An 18,155-nucleotide genomic window follows, 5' to 3' on the forward strand; every position below is an offset into this window, starting at 1 on the left:
CGGGATTGGCGCAGCGGCTGGCGGTGTGCGCCGCCGGTCGCCGATAGTCCGGAAAAATCAGACTGACGAGGCGCGTCGCCCCAAAAGGGCGGCGCGTGCAGGCGCGCGTGCGCGCCGCGCCTGGAACCCAGCGGAGCATTCGGAAAGGGAAGTGAGCGATATGCGGTCAGTTGATGAGGTTCTCGCCGCCGCGGTGGAGCGGCAGGACGTTCCTTTTGTCGTGGCGATGGCCGGCAACGCCGCCGGAACCACCTATTCGGGCAGTTTCGGCGACGCAGCGCCGGGCCGCGCGGCGGGGGAGGATACGGTCTTTCGTATTTTCTCCATGACCAAGGCGATTGGCTCGCTGGCGGCAATGCTGCTGATCGAACGGGGCAAGCTCGATGCCGAGACCCCGGTGGAGGAGATCCTGCCCGACTTCGGTCGTCTGCAGGTGATCGACCGGTTCGAGGGGGACGAGCCGGTGATGCGGCCGCCGCGCACCCGGGCGATCATCCGCCATCTGGCCACCCACACCGCCGGGTTGCCTTATGAGTTCTGGAACGACGACGTGCGGCGCTACATGAAGGCCACCGGCCATCCGTCGGCGCTGGCCGGCACCAAAGCGGCGCTCAACTACCCGATGGTGCGCGACCCGGGGACCGGCTGGGACTACGGCATTAGCATCGACTGGCTCGGCATGGCCGTCGAGGCGGTCGACGGGCGGCGGATCGACGATTTCTGCCGCCAGGAGATTTTCGAGCCGCTGGCCATGAACGACACGGTGTTCGAACTGGATGAGGGGCGGCTGGCGCGGCTGTCCGCCGTTTCCGCCCGCAACGGGGAGGGCGGCTTCACGCCGGCGAACCTGGTGCCGCCCTCGCACCCGGAAGTCTATGGCATGGGCCATGCGCTCTATTCCACCGCGCCGGATTATCTGCGCTTCCTGCGCCTGTTCCTGGGCCGGGGCAGTCTCGACGGTCAGCGCCTCTTGCGCGAGGACAGCGTCGACTGGATGCTGGCCGATCACATGGGCGGCTTGCAGTTCACGCCGATGGTGACGGTGATGCCGATGGTCAGCGCCGATTGCAATCCCTTCCCGGAGGTGCGCAAGACCCACAGCTTCGGCTTCCTGCGGGTGGAGGAGGATGTGCCGGGGATGCGCTCGGCCGGGACGCAGACCTGGGCCGGCGTCCTGAATTCCCACTACTGGTTCGATCCGGCCAAGGATATGGCGGCGGTGATCATGACCCAGTCGCTACCCTTCGTGGAGCCGCGTTTCACGCAAGTCTACGAGGCCTATGAACGGGCGCTCTACGCCCGGTGAGCACCTGCGGCGCGTTGAGCCTCCGCCCGCCGACATGAAAACGGCGAGCAAAGGGCAACGGTCCCTCTCGGCGTCATCCCGGCCCCGAGCCGGGATCGGGGAACCGAAAGCCGTGCGTTTCATGGGTCTGAAACCGGCAGACCGTGGCTCGCCGATCCCGGATCGCCGCTTTGCTGCGTCCGGGATGACGACCCAGAGGAATTGTCCTTACACAAACGGCCCGGGGATGACCCGGGCCGTTTTTTTATCTGGTGGGAGCGGTGACGGCGCTGGCGGTCAGGCCGCCGCCACGCTGGTCAGGAACCCGTCGATGCGCTGGCGCAGCTCCCGGGTCTTGTCGCCGACATCGCTTGATGCGGCGAGCACCATGTCGGCCGAAGCGTTGGTCTCCGCCACCGCGTTCGACAGTTCGCCCACATTGGCACTGACCGAAGTGGTGCCCTCAGCGGCGTTCTGCACGTTGCGCGAGATCTCGTTGGTCGCTGCCCCCTGCTGCTCCACCGCCGCGGCGATGGCCGAGGTGTAGCTGTCGACCTCCTGCATGGTTGCGGTGATCGCGCCGATGGCCTCGACCGCCTCCCGGGTCGAGCCCTGGATGGTGGCGATCTGCGTGCCGATCTCTTCCGTTGCCTTGGAGGTCTGGGTTGCCAGCTCCTTCACTTCCGCCGCGACGACGGCAAAGCCGCGTCCGGCTTCACCGGCCCGCGCCGCCTCGATGGTGGCATTCAGCGCAAGAAGGTTGGTCTGCTCGGCAATCGCCTGGATCAGGGTCACCACCTCGCCGATCTTGTTGGCCGCCTGGGCAAGCCCTGCCACCGTTTCGTTGGTGGAGCGGGTGCCTTGCGTGGCCTTTTCCACCACCTGGGTGGTCTGACCGACCTGACGGGAGATCTCGGCGATGGAGGCGGCCAGTTCTTCCGCTGCCGTCGCCACGCTTTCCACGTTCTGGGTGGCGGAGGTGCTGTTGCGGGTGGTTTCCTCCGCCCGCATCGAGCTTTCGCTGGCGATCCGCGTCAGATCCTGCGCCGTCGCCTCCATGCCGCCGGCGGTGTCGCCAACCGAGGTGAGAAGCTCCTGCACCTGGGTGCGGAACTCGGCGATCAGCCCGTCGACACGCGCCTGGCGCGCGCTGTTGGCCGCCTGCTCCTCTTCCTGCGCCGCGCGCATCCGCGCCCGCTCCAGGGCATTGTCGCGGAACACCTCGACCGTGCGGCTCATGGCGCCGATTTCGTCGCCCCGTTCGGCGTCGGGGATGGTCACATCGGTGTCGCCTTTCGCCAGACGCCCCATCACGGCGGTCAGCCGGCGGGTGGGGCGGGTGATGGCAAGCGACAGGACGACGGCCACCAGGGCGCCGAAGGCGGTGGCGATCAGCAAGGTGGTGGCGATGGTCCACAACATGGTGGTTCCAGCCATGGCGGCCTGGCTCGCCTGCTCGCCGACCACATCGGCGATCTGCCCGCGCGTGGTCACTGCCAGGGTGCCGAGTTCGGCGGTCATGCGCTCCAGGGCGGCGACACTGGTCAGCATTTCGCCGAAGGCGGTGTCATAAGCGCTGATCTGGGTCTGGATGTCCTTCACCAGAATGGCAACGGCGGGGAAGCCGCCTGCAAGGGTGGTGAGGTTCTCGGCAATGGTCCGCACTTGCGCAAGTTCGGCACGCACCTGCGCTTCGGAGGCTTCGCCCAGCGAGGACAGGAGCTGCAGGGTCGAGGCCTTGACCGTCAGGGCCTGGCGGGCCAGGTCGGCACTGTTCTTGCTGACCAGATCGACCTTGATCTGGGCCATGGCGCTGCTGCGCACCTCTGCCTGAACCGCGTCGATGGCGGTATAGGCGGAGGTGCGCACCTTGTCGGCCAGTTCGGTGATTTCCGAGATCGTCGTGCGGACGGTCTGGCGCACCTGGTAGATGACCGCGAAATCCGCCGAATTGACCAGCTTGTCCAGATTCTCTTCCAGATTGGCGGCCTTGGCTGCGAGCTCGGTGATCAGCGCCTTGTCGATGCCCTCAAGGTTGGTATGGGTCAGGACCCGCGCGTTGTCGGCAAGGTCCGCCGCTTCCTTGATCGCCTCCTTGAGGGCCTCGGGAGCCGTGGAGGTGGTGGAGTGGAGGAACAGGTACTGGGTCCTCAGCGCTTCCTCCTGCAGCGAGGAAACGATCCGGCCGATCTGATCGGCCTTACGCTGCACCGCGGAGGCGTTCATGCTCGCCTGCTTGGCGGCGCGACCCTCGTCCTGCATCTCGTTGTTGATCGTGGTGGCAAGGGAATCGAGCTTGACGCTCGCCTCCTGCAGATTGCCAAGAAGCACAGTCTGCGTGGCGATCTCCGCGCCAACGCCGGTCACGGTCTCCTGCAGCCGGGCGATCGAGGCGATCGCTTCATCGACCTGCTTCAGAGAGCCGGCGTCATCGGCCACCGAGGCGCGCAGGCTCTTCAACTCCGTGTTCAACTCGCCGATCAGCCCGTTGGTCTGTTCCAGCCGGGTCTCGTCGCGCGAGGTCAGGAAGGCCTCGCGGCTGGCGGAGACATCCTGAAGCTTGACCATCACCCGGGAGGCGATCTCCGAAGTCTTCATCTGGTCGGTCAATCCGCCAATGGCGATGATGCCGACGCCGCCGACGACGGCGGTCAATAACAGGACAATTGCAAAGCCGCCGCCGATTTTGGCGGCGAAGCCCAAGTTCCCCACAACCCCAAGCAAACGCGACATACGTCCCTCCTGAAAGCAATACGTGGTCGGAGACTAGGAGACGGTGTGTGAAGTTTGGGTAAAGCTGCGGGCATCGTCAGAATTAACAATTACTGGTGGTGTTGGCCGCCCTCGCCCCGGTCCGCGTTTGCTTGACGCGGAGAAAGGGAACGGGCCGTCGGCCCGTTCCCCTTGCCTGTTTGTGAGTCTGGATCCTAGGCCGCCGCGACCTGTTCCAGGAAGCGGTCGATTTCCTGGCGCAGCGCATCGGACTGCTCCGACATGGCGGTGGAGGCGGAGAGCACCGAGCCTGCGGCCGTGTTGGTGCGGCCCACCGTGTCGGCAAGGTTTGTCATGTTGCGCATGACGAGACTGGTGCCTTCGGCGGCCTGCAGCACATTGCGGGAAATCTCGCCGGTGGCCCCACCTTGCTGTTCCACCGCGCAGGAAATCGAGGCGGTGTAGCCATTGACCTCCTCGATGATTCTGGCAATGCCGCCGATGGCCGAAACCGCGTCGTTGGTGGCGCCCTGGATCGCCGAGATCTGCGCGCCGATCTCCTCGGTCGCCTTGGAGGTCTGGTTGGCCAACTCCTTCACCTCCGCCGCGACCACGGCAAAGCCTCGCCCGGCCTCGCCGGCCCGCGCTGCCTCGATGGTGGCGTTCAGCGCCAGCAGGTTGGTCTGCTCGGCAATCGCCTGGATGAGGCTGATCACTTCGCCGATCTTGTTGGCCGCATCGGACAGCCCCGCGACTTTCTCGTTGGTCGCATGGGTGTCCTTTGTGGCCTTGCCGACCACCTCGGTGGTTTGCGTCACCTGCCGGGCGATTTCGGCGATCGAGCTGGACAACTCCTCCGCCGCGCTGGCGACGGTTTCCACCTGGCCCGACGTGCTTTCGCTGGCGCCGTAGGTCTCCCGCGCCTTGTCCGAGCTGTCGCGGGCAAGATCGGTCAACTCGCTGGAAGCCTGGGAAAGGCTTTCAGCTGTGGCCGCGCTCATCTGGTTGACCTCGGCAACGCGGGCGCGGAAGGCGGCGATCAGCCGGTCGATTTCCGCCTGACGGGTTTGTTGCCGCGTATCGGCCTCGTCCCGGCCGGCGGCGAGGCTACGCCGCTCCAGCGCGCGTTGCTTGAGGATCTCCACTGCATCGGCCAGTTGGCCGATTTCATCGCGGCGGTCGGCATAGGGCACGTCCACGTCAAGATCATCCTCGGCGATCCGGTGGGCGGTCGCCGCGATCAGCGGGATCGGCCGCAGCAGCCGGCGGGCCAGCACCGCCATGACCGCCGTTGCGATGACGAGGATCGGCACAAAGGCAAGAAGCAGGTTCCAGGTGACGGAGCCGAGAAGGGCGGTGATCACCGACTTGCGCACGCCGGCGTAGAGAATGCCGCTGACCTCGCCGGAGGGCGAGAAGATTGGCTGATAGATCGTATAATAGGGGGTGCCGAGGATCACCGCTTCGCCGCGAAAGGTCTTGCCCCCGGTCAGCACCGGGTAGACGGCGCCGTTTTGTCCAAGCCGGGTTCCCACCGCGCGGCTGCCATCGGGTTTGACGATGTTGGTGGTCTTGCGCCAGAAATCGCGGGTGTCCGGGTCCCACTTGAAGACAGTGACGGTCTCCCCGGTCATCCGGCCGATTTCATCGATCATCGCATGATCTTCGACCGCATCCGGCAAGGTGTCCATGACGATGCGCTCGACATTGCCGTCCTCGCCCCAACTCACCGAGGTGCCCGGCATGTCGCGGGCGACGATGCTGGCGGCGATCCTCAGGCTGGTGTCCTGACGGGTGACCGCATCGGTCTGGATCTGCCCGGACAGAACGATGAAGATCACCACGCCGACGGCGACGAGTGAAAGTCCGATCATCAAGGCAGTGGTGGCGGAGACAATGGAAACGAGATTGAAACGGGAAAGAATACGCATAGGCCCAAAACCCCTCCTGGGTAATCGTGGCGCTATCCTCCTGGGCGCCCTTGGGGAAGGAGTATCGGGGAGTATTTGTAAACTCCCGGTTATCGCTGCGGAATGGCCTTGCGGGGAGAAGCTTTCCTTGAGTTTTTTCTGGAAAAAATCGGAGAAAGGTCAGTCTCTTATACGTGCTGACCGCCGTTGACGTGAACCTCCGCTCCGGTGACGTAGGAGGAGGAGGAGGAGCACAGGAAGAAGATGGTTTCGGCGACCTCCAGCGGTGTGCCGAGCCGGCGCAGCGGGATGTCGCCGATCATTTCCTCGGTGCCGGGCGACAGGATGGAGGTGTCGATCTCTCCCGGCGAGATGGCATTGACGCGGATGCCGTGCTGGCCGAAATCGGCGGCCATCTCCCGGGTGAGGCTGGCGAGCGCCGCTTTTGAGGTTGCATAGGCGGTGCCGGCAAACGGATGGACGCGGATGCCTGCGATCGAGGTGACGTTCACCACCGCGCCGCGCGCCCGGGCCAATTCGTCGAACAGCCCCCGCGCCAGCAGGATCGGAGCGAAGAAGTTGACCTGAAACACGGTGCGCCACAGGTGCATCGGCGTCGTCAGCGAGTTGAGTCGTTCGCGATTTTCGTTCTTGGGGCTGATCCCTGCGTTGTTGACCAGCGCATGCAGGCGCGAGCCGCCAGCCTCCAGCCGCTTGCGGATTTCGGCGACGGCGACCCCAAGGTTCTCCGGATCGGACAGGTCCACCTGGATGTGATCCTCCGGGCCGGAAGGCCAGGGACACTTGTCGGAGAACGGCTGGCGCGAACAGGTGATCACCCGCCAGCCATCGGCGGAAAACCGCTTCACCGTCGCATGGCCGATCCCCCGGCTGGCTCCGGTCAGGACAAGGGTCTTTCGTTCACCGTCGGGTGTCATGCAAGGAGGGCCTTTCGCTCTGGGTAAGGGGGCAAACGAATTGCATCTCGTCGCCGGCTTCCATATGTAGGCGGGGACAGTTCAGTTGACGAGGGAAATCCACCTCGTCGCGACCAGGCCGGATAAGCGCGTGATCGTATGCTCCTGCAATGTGCTGACGGACAAGGAATTGCGCCGCGCCGCGCGCGAGCTGCAGTCCGGTCCCGATGGCGTGATCGTCACACCGGGCGCGGTGTTTCGCGCGCTGGGCAAGCGGCCCCGTTGCGGCGGCTGCTTCAAGGCCATCATTCCGATCATTCATGAAGAATCACAAGGTGGCCGGGAGCGGTCACCGGAACAGCCGGAGGCGGAACATGAAGGGTGACAGCAAGGTCATCGACTATCTCAACAAGGCGCTGCGCCACGAACTGACGGCGGTCAACCAGTACTGGCTGCACTACCGGCTGCTGGATGACTGGGGCTACACCAAGCTGGCCAAGAAGGAGCGCGAGGAATCCATCGAGGAGATGGAGCACGCCGACAAGCTGATCGAGCGGATCCTGTTCCTGGAAGGCTTTCCCAACATGCAGAGCCTCGATCCCTTGCGGATCGGCCAGTCGCTGAAGGAGGTTGTCGAGGCCGATCTGGCCGGCGAATACTCCGCCCGCGCGCTCTACAAGGAGGCCCGCGAGGTCTGCAACACCGCTGGCGATTACGTGTCCCTGCGCCTGTTCGAGGAGCTGATGGCCGACGAGGAAGGGCACATCGACTATCTGGAGACGCAGCTTGAGCTGATCGAGCAGATCGGCGTCGAGCGTTACGGTCAGTTGCAGGCCGGCGCCGCCAACGAAGCCGAGTAATCGGTCGTCATTTGCCGGGGGACAGGTCGACGATCGGCCCCCCGGCCGCTGCCGCGTCGTCCCGGTCATGGGTCACCAGCAGCACCGGCAACCCGCGCCTGCGCGCCTTGCCGAACACCAGATCGCGCATCTGCGCCTTCAGCCCCGTGTCGAGCTTGGAAAACGGTTCGTCCAGCAGCAGCGCCCGGGGCTCCGACACCAGCACCCGCATCAACGCGATCCGCGCCTTTTGCCCGCCCGACAGGGTTGCCGGGTCGCGGGCGCCATAGCCGCCGAGCTCCACCTCGCACAGGGCCTGGTGCACCGCATCGCGCCGAGCGCTGCGGCCTCGGATCGCCTCCGGCAGGGCGAAGGCGAGATTGTCCCCAACGCTCAAGTGCGGAAACAGCAGCGGATCCTGGAACAGCAAACCCACATGGCGCCGGTGCGCGGGCAGGCCCGTGATATCCTGCCCGCCGACGAGAACCCGCCCCCGCGCGCTGAAAGCCGGGTCGAGGAAGCCGGCGGCATAGGCCAGCAGTGTCGACTTGCCGATGCCGGAGGGGCCCATCAGCGTCAGCACCTCCCCCTGCGCGACCCGGGCATCAAGCGCGATCAGCGGCACGCCCTGCCGCTCGATCCGGACCGCATCGAACACCAGCTCGGCCGGCGGCGTCGTCTCAGGGGCGGGGGTGGGTTTGGCGTCCGTCATGCGGAGGCCCGCAAGGCCTGGCGCTGGCGGAAGGCGACCGCCGGTGCGAGGGCGGCCAGGGTGAAGGCGAGGAAGGGCAGGATCATCTGGGTCATGGCGTAAAGCGCGATCAGGCGGCGATTGCCGCCGGCCGACAGGGCGACGGCCTCGGTGGTGATGGTGGCATGACGCCCGCCGCCGATCAAAAGCGTCGGCAGATACTGGGCCACCGAGACCGCAAGGCCGAGGGCGGCGGCGGTGGCCGCGGCGCGCAAGGCCAGCGGCAGGCGCACGCGCCAGAAGATGCGGTTCGGCGAGGCCCCCAGCGCGCTGGCCACATGGCCATAGCGCGGGTCGATGGCCCGCCACGGATCGGACAGGGCGAGAAACACGTAAGGCAGCACGAACACCAGATGGGCAAGGCCGACCGCCAGCAGGGTATCGGCGATCCCAAGGGTCAAGAGCAGGATCTGAAAGCCGAACAGGAAGGCGATCTGCGGCACGATCAGCGGCACATAGAGCAAGGGAAGGGTCCGGTGGCGCAGGGCGATCCCTTTTCGGGTCTCGCCTTCGAGGCAGGCGAGCGCCAGCACAAGCGCCGTCAGCGTGACCGGAACGGCGATGGCAAGGGTAACCGCGCTCGCCGCACCGAGGTGGCCAAGATGGGCTTGCCAGCTTGCGAGCGTCAGCGTGCCGGGCAGGGCGTCGGGGAAACGCCATCGCTCGGCGAAAGACCAAAGGGCGATGGCGACAAGGCCCGCAAGCAGCGCGGCGGTCAGCCCGCCCATCGCCAGCGCCGAACTGGTGGCACTGACCCGATCGCCCGCCTGTCGCCGCCCGGATCGCAGCCGGGCCCGGCCGATCACCGCCACCAGCCGCTCGCCGGCGACCCAGAGACCGATGGCAAACGCGCTGAGGCCGAGTTGCACCAGCGCCCCGGCGGAGGCGGTGAAGCGCATGGCAAGGTCCGGATCGCGCATCCAGCCGACGAGGCGCACGGCCAGCGGTGCCGGGGTGGTCGGGCCGAGGATGATGGCGACATCGACGACGGAGGTGGCATAGGCGATCACGGCGAAGACCGGCAGGCGGATTTGTGGATAGAGCCGGGGCAGCACCGCGCCCAGCCAGCCGGATATGCGGGCATAGCCAAGGCCGGTGGCCACATGGCGCGCGCGCAAGGAATCGGTCTGCGGCAGAGCGGCCAGCACCATCAGCAGCAGGAACGGCACCTCCTTGGCCATCAGCCCCAGGGTCATCGACAGGCCGTAAGGATCGCCGATGATCAGAAGGTCCGGCGGCCGGGTCGCGCCCGTGGCCCAGGGGGACAGGAGCCGCATCGCCCAGCCGGACGGGGCGATCAGGAAGGCAAGGCCGAAGGCCGCCGCCGCATGTGGCACGGCGAGGAGCGGCGACAACAGCGCGCGCATCGCCCGGAAGAACCGTCCGCCCTCGAAGGCGGCGGTGAACAGGATGGCGATGGTGAAGGCACCGAAGCTGGCGGCAAGCCCGGTGCCGAGGCTGAGCGCCAGCGAGGTGGCAAGCCCGGGCCGGGACAGAAGATCATGAAACGGAGCAAGGCTCAGGCTGTCGCCGCCGAGGGCCGGCATGTAGCCGAAGGCGGGCAGCACCGTTCCGGCCAGTCCGGCGATCACCGGCCCCAGCATCAGGGCGAGCGTCGCAAGCGGTGCCAGTTTCAGCATGATGCAGGCTCCCGGCCCGGGCGGGCGGCGCTCACCGGGCCCCGTAGCGTTGCGCCCAGACCTCTTCCAGCCGCACCATCCAGCTTGCGTGCGGCTCGTCGATCACCGGGCCGAGGTCTTCTGGCGGCAGGGTGGCGATGCCCAGATCCAGCGCCGCGAACCGGGCTTTGTCCGCCGCCGGCAGGGCGCCGAGCGCGAGCACGGTCGGATCGCCCCAGACGGCCGGGTCCTGCTTGCGCGCCTGCGCTTCCGGCTCCAGCAGGAAATTGGCGACCACCAGCGCCCCCGCCTTGGCAGTGGCATTGTAGGGGATCGCCACGAAATGGGCGTTGCCGATGGTGCCGCCGTCCAGGACGAAGTTGCGCACGGTGTCCGGCAGTTCGCCGGCGGCAATGGCGGCAGAGGCATCGGAGGGGTTGAAGCTGAAGGCGATGTCGATCTCGCCATCGTCGAGCAACCGCCGCAGGGCCGCGACATTTTGCGGGAAGGCCCGGCCCTGACGCCAGAGATGGGGATGCAGCGCGTCGAGATAGGCCAGCATCGGCGCGATGTCGGCGTCGAAACTGGCCGGATCGACCGGATGGCTGAGCTTTTCCGGATCGGCGATGGTTTGCGCCAGCACCTGTTTCAGGAAGGTGGAGCCATGGAAGTTCGGCGGCTGCGGATAGGTGAAGCGGCCGGGGTTGCGCGCGGCGTAGTCGGCGAGCGCCGCAAGGCTCCGGGGCGGGGAGGAGACATGGGCGCTGTCATGCATGAAAACGAGCTTGGCCAGTCCCCATGGGCTTTCCAGCCCATCGGTCGGTTCAGTGAAGTCGGTCAGAACCGCCGGGTTTGCCACGGTGTCGACCAAAGGCCAGTTAGGCAGGTCCTCTGCCCAGCCCGGGCTCATCAGCAGGCCGGCTTTCTTCAGCGCGGCGAAATTCTCGCCATTGATCCAGACCAGATCGACCGCGCCGCCGCTGTCCTTGCCGGCGGCCTTTTCCGTCACGATCCGCCCGACCACGGTGGCTGCGTCATCGACCTTCACATGGCGCAGGGTCACGCCATAGCGTTGCTTCACCTCCGCCCCGGCCCAGTCGATATAGGCGTTGATGCGTGGCTCGCCGCCCCAGGCGTGGAAATAGACGGTCTGTCCGCGCGCTGCCTCCAGCACCGCCGGCCAGTCCTTCGGATCCGGCGTTTCGGCGCGGGTCGAGGGCGTCCCGATCAGCAGGGAGGCGGCGAGGCAAAGCGCGGCGAGCGGCGCGAGGCGGTGAAGCATGGGCGGGTCTCCTTATGGTTTGTTAGGTGCAAGAGCCACCCCGGCGGGTCAAGACACGGCTTCGTGACGACAGCCTTTCCAGCGGCTCTTCGGTCACAGCGGCAGGACGTGGGTGTCCTTGACCTCCTCCATCACCGCATAGGTGTGGGTCTCGCGCACGCCGGGCAGGTCGAGCACCACATCGGCGAGCAGGCGCCGATAGGCGGTCATGTCCGCCACCCGGGCCTTCACCAGGTAGTCGAAGCCGCCGGCCACCATATGGCATTCCAGCACCTGCGGCACCCGTTTGACCGCCCGGGCGAAGGCGTCGAACACATCCGGTGTCGTGCGGTCGAGCTTGATCTGCACGAACACCAGGAGGCCGAGGCCGAGAAGCTCCGGATCGAGCTCGGCGGAGAACCGCAGGATATAGCCGTCCCGGCCGAGACGTTTCATCCGCTCCGCCGTTGCTGTCGGCGACAGGTTCACCCGCGCGGCCAGGTCTGTGTTGGTGATGCGCCCCTCGCTCTGCAAGACGGCGAGGATCCTGCGGTCGGTCCTGTCCAGATTAGGGGAATTCGCGGAATCTTCGCCATTCATAGTGTTATTTCCTGAATTTGATGATTGATTTGGTGAAAATAACAGTGAATCAGGCCGTATAATAGCGAAAATCTCAGGGAGGTGTCCTGCCCGCTCTCGGGCCGGTCGATCCTGTGCGCTTGTGGAGGAGTGTGTTGTGAGCCAGCCGTTGCAGACCCCGCCGTTTCAGACTTCGGTGTCCCCATCCGACGCGACCGGGGCGCTTGCCCCGTTTCGCGCGCCCTATGCCCCCGGCGATGAAAAGGCGGTGCGGCGCCTGATCAGTGCGGTCGGCTTCGATGCGGCCGAGGAAACCCGGATCGACGATCTTGCCTCCGGGTATATCCAGACCATTCGCTCGGCGATTGGCGGTCTTGGCGGGGTGGAGGACTTCCTCCGGGAATACGGCCTGTCCACCCGCGAGGGGCTGGCGCTGATGGTGCTTGCCGAGGCGCTGCTCCGGGTGCCGGATGCGGCCACCGCCGACAAGCTGATCGAGGACAAGCTCGCCGCCGCCCGCTTCGACGAGACGGAGAACGGCCCCTCCGACACCTGGCTGGTCTCCGCCTCCTCCTGGGCGCTGGGCGTGACCTCGCGGCTGATCCATCCGGGCGAGAAGCCGGACACGATCCTCGCCGCGTTGGTCAAGCGCATGGGAATGCCGGCGGTGCGCGGCGCCACCCGTCAGGCGATGCGCATTCTTGGCCATCAGTTCGTGCTCGGCGAAACGATCAAGAACGCGCTGCAGCGCGCCGCCGGCCAGGAGGCCAAGGGCTACCGCTATTCCTATGACATGCTGGGCGAGGGCGCGCGCACCGCCGCCGATGCCGAGCGCTACTTCCAGTCCTATGCGGCGGCGATCGAGGCGATCGGCAAGGCGGCGGGCAAGAAGGAGCTGCCGGCCCGGCCGGGGATTTCGGTCAAGCTGTCGGCGCTGCATCCGCGCTACGAAGCGGTCAAGGGCGCAAGGGTGCGCGATGAACTGGCGCCCCGGCTGTTGCAACTGGCGCAGGCGGCCAAGCGTCATGACCTCAATTTCACCGTCGATGCGGAAGAGGCCGACCGGCTGGAAATCTCGCTCGACCTGTTCGCGGTGGTCGCCGCCGATCCCTCGCTCGCCGGCTGGGACGGCTTCGGCCTTGCCATTCAGGCCTATCAGAAACGGGCGCTCGATGTGGTCAACTGGATCGTCGATCTGGCGACCCGGCTCGATCGGCGCTTCATGGTGCGGCTGGTCAAGGGCGCCTATTGGGACACCGAGATCAAGCGGGCGCAGGAACGGGGGCTTGACGATTTTCCGGTGTTCACGCGCAAGGCGGCGACGGATCTTTCCTATCTCGCCTGTGCCCGGGCGTTGCTAGCGGCACGGCCGCGCATCTACCCGCAGTTCGCGACCCACAATGCCCTGTCGGTGGCGCAGATCGTCACCCTTGCCGGCGACAGCGGGGGCTTTGAGTTCCAGCGGCTGCACGGCATGGGCGAGAGCCTCTACAAGGCGGTGACCGAACGGGACGGCCATCCCTGTCGCATCTATGCGCCGGTCGGCGGCCATCGGGATCTGCTCGCCTATCTGGTCCGCCGTCTTCTGGAAAACGGCGCCAATTCCTCCTTCGTTTCCGCCGTGGGCGATGCGTCGGTGCCGATCACCCGGCTCTTGGCCCGGCCGGAGGAGGCGCTGGCCGGCGGCACCCGGGCGCGCAATCCGAAGATCCCGCTGCCCGGCCGGCTTTACGGAACCAGCCGGCAGAACTCCGCCGGTCTCGAATTCGGCTGGGCCGAGGAGCGGGCCGGGCTGGTCAGCACCATGGCCGCCCATACCGCGCCTGTCGATGATGCCGCGCCGCTTTATCCCGGCGCGCCGGCGGGCGGCCTTGGTCGTCCGGTGCTCTCGCCCACCGACGGGGTGACCCGCGCCGGACGGGTGCGCGAGGCGTCTGCCGGCGAGGTGACGGCGATGTTCGATGCCGCCGGCAAGGGCTTTGATCGCTGGTCGCGGACCCCGGTGGAAACCCGCGCCGCGGCGATTGCCCGGCTCGGCGATCTGCTGGAGGAGCATTCCCCGCGACTGATGGCGCTCCTGGCCCGCGAGGGCGGAAAAACCCTGCCCGACGGGCTGGCGGAAGTGCGCGAGGCGGTCGATTTCTGCCGCTACTACGCCGCCGAGGCGCAGCGCAGCTTCGGCGAAGGGGTGTTGATGCCCGGGCCGACCGGCGAGGAAAACCGCTACCGCCTGCGTGGGCGCGGCGTCTTCGTCTGCATTTCGCCCTGGAATTTCCCGCTGGCGATCTATCTGGGGCAGGTGACGGCGGCCTTGCTTGCCGGCAATGCGGTGATCGCCAAGCCGGCGGAACAGACGCCGCTGATCGCCTATGAGGCGGCGAAGTTGATCCATGAGGCGGGCGTGCCGCGCGATGTGTTCCTGTTCGCGCCCGGTGGGCGGGAGCTCGGCGCGGCGATTGTCGCCGAGCCGCGGGTGGCGGGTGTTGCCTTCACCGGCTCCACCGAAACCGCCTGGGCGATCAACCGGGCGCTGGCGGAAAAGCGCGGGCCGATCGTGCCGCTGATCGCCGAGACCGGCGGCGTCAACGCCATGCTGGTGGATGCCACCGCGCTGCCGGAGCAGGTTTGCGACGATGTGATGATGTCCGCCTTCCGCTCCGCCGGACAACGCTGTTCGGCCCTGCGGCTCCTGTATCTGCAGGAGGATGTCGCCGACAAGCAACTGGAGATGCTGAAGGGCGCGGCAGCGGAATTGTCATTGGGCGATCCGGCCGACCCGGCCTCTGACATCGGCCCGGTGATCGACGCGGCGGCGCGGGACAAGCTGAACGCCCATCTTGAGGACATGCGGGCCTCGCAGAAGGTGGTGTACTCCGGTCCGGTGCCCGGCGGCAGCTTCACCGGTGGCACCTGGGTTGCGCCGCATATCGTCGAACTGGACCGGCCGGAGGCGCTGACCCGCGAGACCTTCGGGCCGATCCTGCATGTGGTGCGCTACAAGGCCGCCGAACTGCCGCAGATGCTGGAGACGATTGCCGCCACCGGCTTTGGCCTGACCCTCGGTGTCCACAGCCGCATCGATGCGACGGTGGCGAAGGTGGTCGACCGGCTGTCCGTCGGCAATGTCTATGTCAACCGCAACACCATCGGCGCGGTGGTCGGCACCCAGCCCTTCGGCGGGTCGGGCCTGTCCGGCACCGGGCCGAAGGCCGGCGGCCCGGCCTATCTCGGCCGCTTCGCGCTGGAACAGGTGGTGTCGATCAACACCGCCGCCGCTGGCGGCAACGCCAGCCTGATCGCCATGGCCGAGGAAGACTGAGGCCCCGGCCCGGGCAAACCCTCCGGGGCGGTGCGTGAGCGCCGTCCCGGGAACGGCGACCCACGGCCAGTGGGGCCCAGTCCATTGCAAAGGCGAGTCTTTCGGCTCTCCGATCCCGGGTCGCGCTAGAGCTTGCCCGGGATGACGCCGAGACATGAGGAAACGGCTGGGTCCCTCCGACCATCCTTGCGCTCCGCGTCCTCCCGGACGACGCGCAAGCGGAGATCCGGGATCGGCGAGGCAAGGTCTCTCGGGACCAACCTCATCAAACCGCTTGCCGTTCTGCTTCTCGATCTTGGGGCGCAAGGCGGGAGGACACGAGTCTGCAGGCCTCACCTTTTCTCACGCGAAAGATCATCGTCATGCTTAAGCCGCGCATGAGAGACGCATTTACCGTAGTGAGTTGAAGACGGTTGAGGCTTTGCTCGGGGATCACGTGCCGCGCGGTTTCGCCCGGGCGGTTGCTTGTGCGGTAACGGGATCATCCGGCCAGGGGTGCTTGGGGTAGCGGCCCTTCATCTCGGACTTCACCTGCGCCCAGGAGCCGCGCCAGAACCCGGGCAGGTCGCGGGTGATCTGGATCGGCCGGTGGGCCGGGGACAGCAGCTCCAGGATCAGCGGCACCCGCCCGCCGGCAATCGCCGGATGCCGGTCGAGGCCAAACAGCTCCTGCACGCGGATGGCCAGCGTCGGTCCGTCCTCCCGGTCATAGTCGATCGGCACATGCGAGCCGGAAGGCGCGGAAAAATGCGTCGGCGTCTGCCGTTCCAGCTCCGCCATCCGGTGCTGCGGCAACAGCCCTGACAGCGCATCGCCAAGGACGTCCGGGCCGATCTCGCTGGCCCGGCTGCGGCCGGCGAGATAGGGCGCGAGCCAGTCGTCCATCGTCTCCGTCAGTGCCGCGTCGGAAAGATCCGGCCAGTCCGCCGCTGCCTCCGGCCCGAGCCTTTGCCGCAGGAAGCCGATGCGGGCGCGCAGGGCCCGCTGTGTCTTCGACCAGTCGAGCGCGCCGGCGCCCCTGTCCTTCAGATAGCGGGACAGCGCCGCCGCCACCTTGTCCGGATCCGGCGCCGGCTCGATGTCCTCCGACAGGCGGAGCTTCCCGAACATCCGGCGCCGCCTTGCCCGGACCTTGCCCTCCGCGTCGCAGGTCACGACAACCTCTTGGGTGATGTCCTCGGCGAACAGCTCCTCGATATCGGCACGTGCCAGCGGGGCGGCGAGCAGGATGCGCCCGCGTGCGGCGGTGCCCTGTACCTCGGCGATGGCAAGGAACGCCTCGCGGGCGAGCGGGTCGGTCTCCTCTAGCCGGGCGCCGCGTCCGCTGGCCATGCGAAAGCCGCCGCGCCCGTCCTGGGCCTGGGCCACCCGGTCCGGATAGCCAAGCGCCAGCACCCGGCCCGCCGCCTCCGGCCCGGCGCTGCCCCGGGACAGTCCCGCCTGCTTGCGCCAGCGCTCGGCGAGATCGCGGGCGGCGTTGCCGCGCGGGTCCTTGCCCCGGGCAAGTCCGGCCAGCCGGTCGCGCAGGTCGGTGGAGCGGCCGCCTAGGCCGGTTTCGGACAGAACCGCCGCCGTTCTGGCGGCGAGCCCGCCCGCATCCTCCGCCACTGATGCGATCAGCATATGCGCAAGGCGCGGCGCCAGCGGCAGGCGCATCATCCGCCGGCCCTCGCTGGTGAGCGCACCGCTTGCGTCAAGGGCATGCAGGGAGCGCAGCAGAGACACCGCCTCGGACCAGGCGGCCGCAGGCGGCGGATCGGCAAACCGCAGCATCGCCGGATCGGTGACGCCCCAGGCGGCGAGGTCGAGAACAAGCCGCGACAGATCCGCCTCAAGGATTGCCGGTCGGTCGTCGGCGGCAAGCGCCCGGGTCTGCGCCTCGTCCCACAGCCGGTAGCAGATGCCCGGCTCGGTTCGTCCGGCACGGCCGCGCCGCTGATCGGCGGCAGCCCGTGACACTCGCACGGTTTCCAGCCGGGTCAACCCGGTGGCCGGCTCGTAGCGCGGAACCCGGGCCATGCCGCTGTCGATCACCACCCGCACCCCCTCGATGGTCAGCGAGGTCTGGGCAATGGAGGTGGCCAGCACCAGCTTGCGCCGTCCCTTCGCGGCCGGGCGGATGGCCGCGTTCTGGGCGGACGCCGTCAGCGCGCCGTAAAGCGGCGCGAGATCGACCCCGGCGGGCAGGTTGGCGGCAAGAAGCTCCGCCACCTTGTGGATCTCCCCCTGGCCCGGCAGGAAGGCAAGGATCGAGCCGCTCTCGGTGTCGAGCGCCTGGCGGATCGCCCGCGCCATTTGCGCCGGCAGCGGCGCCCCCGTCTCCCGGCCGAGATAGCGGGTTTCCACCGGAAAGCTGCGCCCGGCGCAGGACACCACCGGCGCGTCGCCGAGCAGCCGGGCGACGCCGGCCGCGTCGATGGTCGCCGACATGGGCAGGAGGCGCAGGTCCTCGCGCAGGGCGGATTGCACGTCGAGCGCCAGCGCCAGCCCCAGATCGCCATCGAGCGAGCGTTCGTGAAACTCGTCGAACAGGATGGCGGAAACCCCGGTCAGCTCCGGGTCGTCGAGGATCATCCGGGTGAACACCCCCTCGGTGATCAGCTCGATCCGCGTTCGGTCCGAAACCTTGGTCTCCAGCCGCACCCGCAGGCCGACGGTGTCGCCGACCTCCTCGCCGAGCAGCGCGGCCATGCGTGCCGCCGCCGCCCGGGCGGCGAGCCGTCGCGGCTCCAGCACGAGAATGCGTCCGTCGCCGCGCCAGTCGGCATCGAGCAGCGCCAGCGGAACGGCGGTGGTCTTGCCGGCGCCCGGCTCGGCGACAAGCACCGCCGAAGGATGGGCGGCGAGCGTGTCCAGAAGCTCGGGCAACACCGCGTCGATTGGCAGGGTGGGGCGGTTGGGATGGGGCATTTGCGTCATTTCGAAGAGCCGCGAGGAACGCGCGGCGATATCAGGGCGAGGCG

At 67.5% G+C, this 18,155-nt stretch carries 12 protein-coding genes; 4 read left to right on the plus strand and 8 right to left on the minus strand.

Translation table 11 applies throughout. The annotated features are described in order from the left end of the window. Positions 1–160 precede the first annotated feature (160 nt). Positions 161–1,306 carry a serine hydrolase domain-containing protein gene (locus LC062_RS12825; protein WP_224911421.1) on the plus strand — a complete coding sequence of 382 codons (1,146 nt, stop codon included), beginning with the start codon at positions 161–163 and terminating at the stop codon, positions 1,304–1,306. A gap of 276 nt (positions 1,307–1,582) precedes the next feature. Here LC062_RS12825 and LC062_RS12830 read toward each other — a convergent pair whose 3' ends face one another. The 3 genes from LC062_RS12830 to LC062_RS12840 form a co-directional block, all read right to left on the minus strand. Further along, a complete protein-coding gene (locus LC062_RS12830) occupies positions 1,583–4,018 on the minus strand; it encodes a methyl-accepting chemotaxis protein (protein WP_224911422.1) in 2,436 nt (811 codons plus the stop codon). Between the two features lie 194 nt (positions 4,019–4,212). Beyond that, positions 4,213–5,928: a methyl-accepting chemotaxis protein gene (locus LC062_RS12835; RefSeq protein WP_224911423.1), complete on the minus strand. Its 1,716-nt coding sequence runs from the start codon at positions 5,926–5,928 to the stop codon at positions 4,213–4,215. Positions 5,929–6,095: 167 nt separating this feature from the next. Further along, positions 6,096–6,845, minus strand: a complete 750-nt coding sequence (locus LC062_RS12840) for an SDR family NAD(P)-dependent oxidoreductase (RefSeq protein ID WP_224911424.1) — start codon at positions 6,843–6,845, stop codon at positions 6,096–6,098. Positions 6,846–6,975: 130 nt separating this feature from the next. On the opposite strand from LC062_RS12840, the gene LC062_RS12845 reads away from it, so the two are divergent. Further along, positions 6,976–7,209, plus strand: coding sequence for a (2Fe-2S)-binding protein (locus LC062_RS12845; RefSeq protein WP_181760997.1), 234 nt, complete (start codon positions 6,976–6,978; stop codon positions 7,207–7,209). Next, complete coding sequence (gene bfr / locus LC062_RS12850) at positions 7,199–7,684, plus strand: bacterioferritin (protein WP_181760996.1); 486 nt, start codon at positions 7,199–7,201, stop codon at positions 7,682–7,684. Before LC062_RS12845 ends, bfr begins: the two co-directional genes overlap by 11 nt. Before the next feature lie 7 nt (positions 7,685–7,691). On the opposite strand, the gene LC062_RS12855 is transcribed toward bfr, so the two are convergent. From LC062_RS12855 to LC062_RS12870, 4 genes are all read right to left on the minus strand, one after another. After that, positions 7,692–8,375, minus strand: a complete 684-nt coding sequence (locus LC062_RS12855) for an ATP-binding cassette domain-containing protein (protein WP_224911425.1) — start codon at positions 8,373–8,375, stop codon at positions 7,692–7,694. Then, positions 8,372–10,054, minus strand: coding sequence for an ABC transporter permease (locus LC062_RS12860; RefSeq protein WP_224911426.1), 1,683 nt, complete (start codon positions 10,052–10,054; stop codon positions 8,372–8,374). The genes LC062_RS12855 and LC062_RS12860 overlap by 4 nt, the downstream gene beginning before the upstream one ends. Before the next feature lie 31 nt (positions 10,055–10,085). Continuing rightward, on the minus strand, positions 10,086–11,315 hold the full coding sequence (locus tag LC062_RS12865) for an ABC transporter substrate-binding protein (protein WP_224911427.1): 1,230 nt from the start codon (positions 11,313–11,315) through the stop codon (positions 10,086–10,088). Positions 11,316–11,408: 93 nt separating this feature from the next. Further along, positions 11,409–11,894 (minus strand): Lrp/AsnC ligand binding domain-containing protein, encoded by a 486-nt coding sequence (locus tag LC062_RS12870; protein ID WP_224911428.1) that lies wholly within the window; start codon positions 11,892–11,894, stop codon positions 11,409–11,411. 136 nt (positions 11,895–12,030) lie between these two features. Between LC062_RS12870 and putA the strand changes: the two genes are divergently transcribed. Next, on the plus strand, positions 12,031–15,192 hold the full coding sequence (putA, locus tag LC062_RS12875) for a bifunctional proline dehydrogenase/L-glutamate gamma-semialdehyde dehydrogenase PutA (protein ID WP_404829714.1): 3,162 nt from the start codon (positions 12,031–12,033) through the stop codon (positions 15,190–15,192). A gap of 432 nt (positions 15,193–15,624) precedes the next feature. On the opposite strand, the gene hrpB is transcribed toward putA, so the two are convergent. Then, positions 15,625–18,102 (minus strand): ATP-dependent helicase HrpB, encoded by a 2,478-nt coding sequence (hrpB, locus tag LC062_RS12880; RefSeq protein WP_224911429.1) that lies wholly within the window; start codon positions 18,100–18,102, stop codon positions 15,625–15,627. Positions 18,103–18,155 lie beyond the last annotated feature (53 nt).

Origin of the sequence: Stappia indica, from assembly GCF_020177335.1 — a bacterium.
Taxonomy (GTDB): Bacteria; Pseudomonadota; Alphaproteobacteria; order Rhizobiales; family Stappiaceae; genus Stappia; species Stappia indica_B.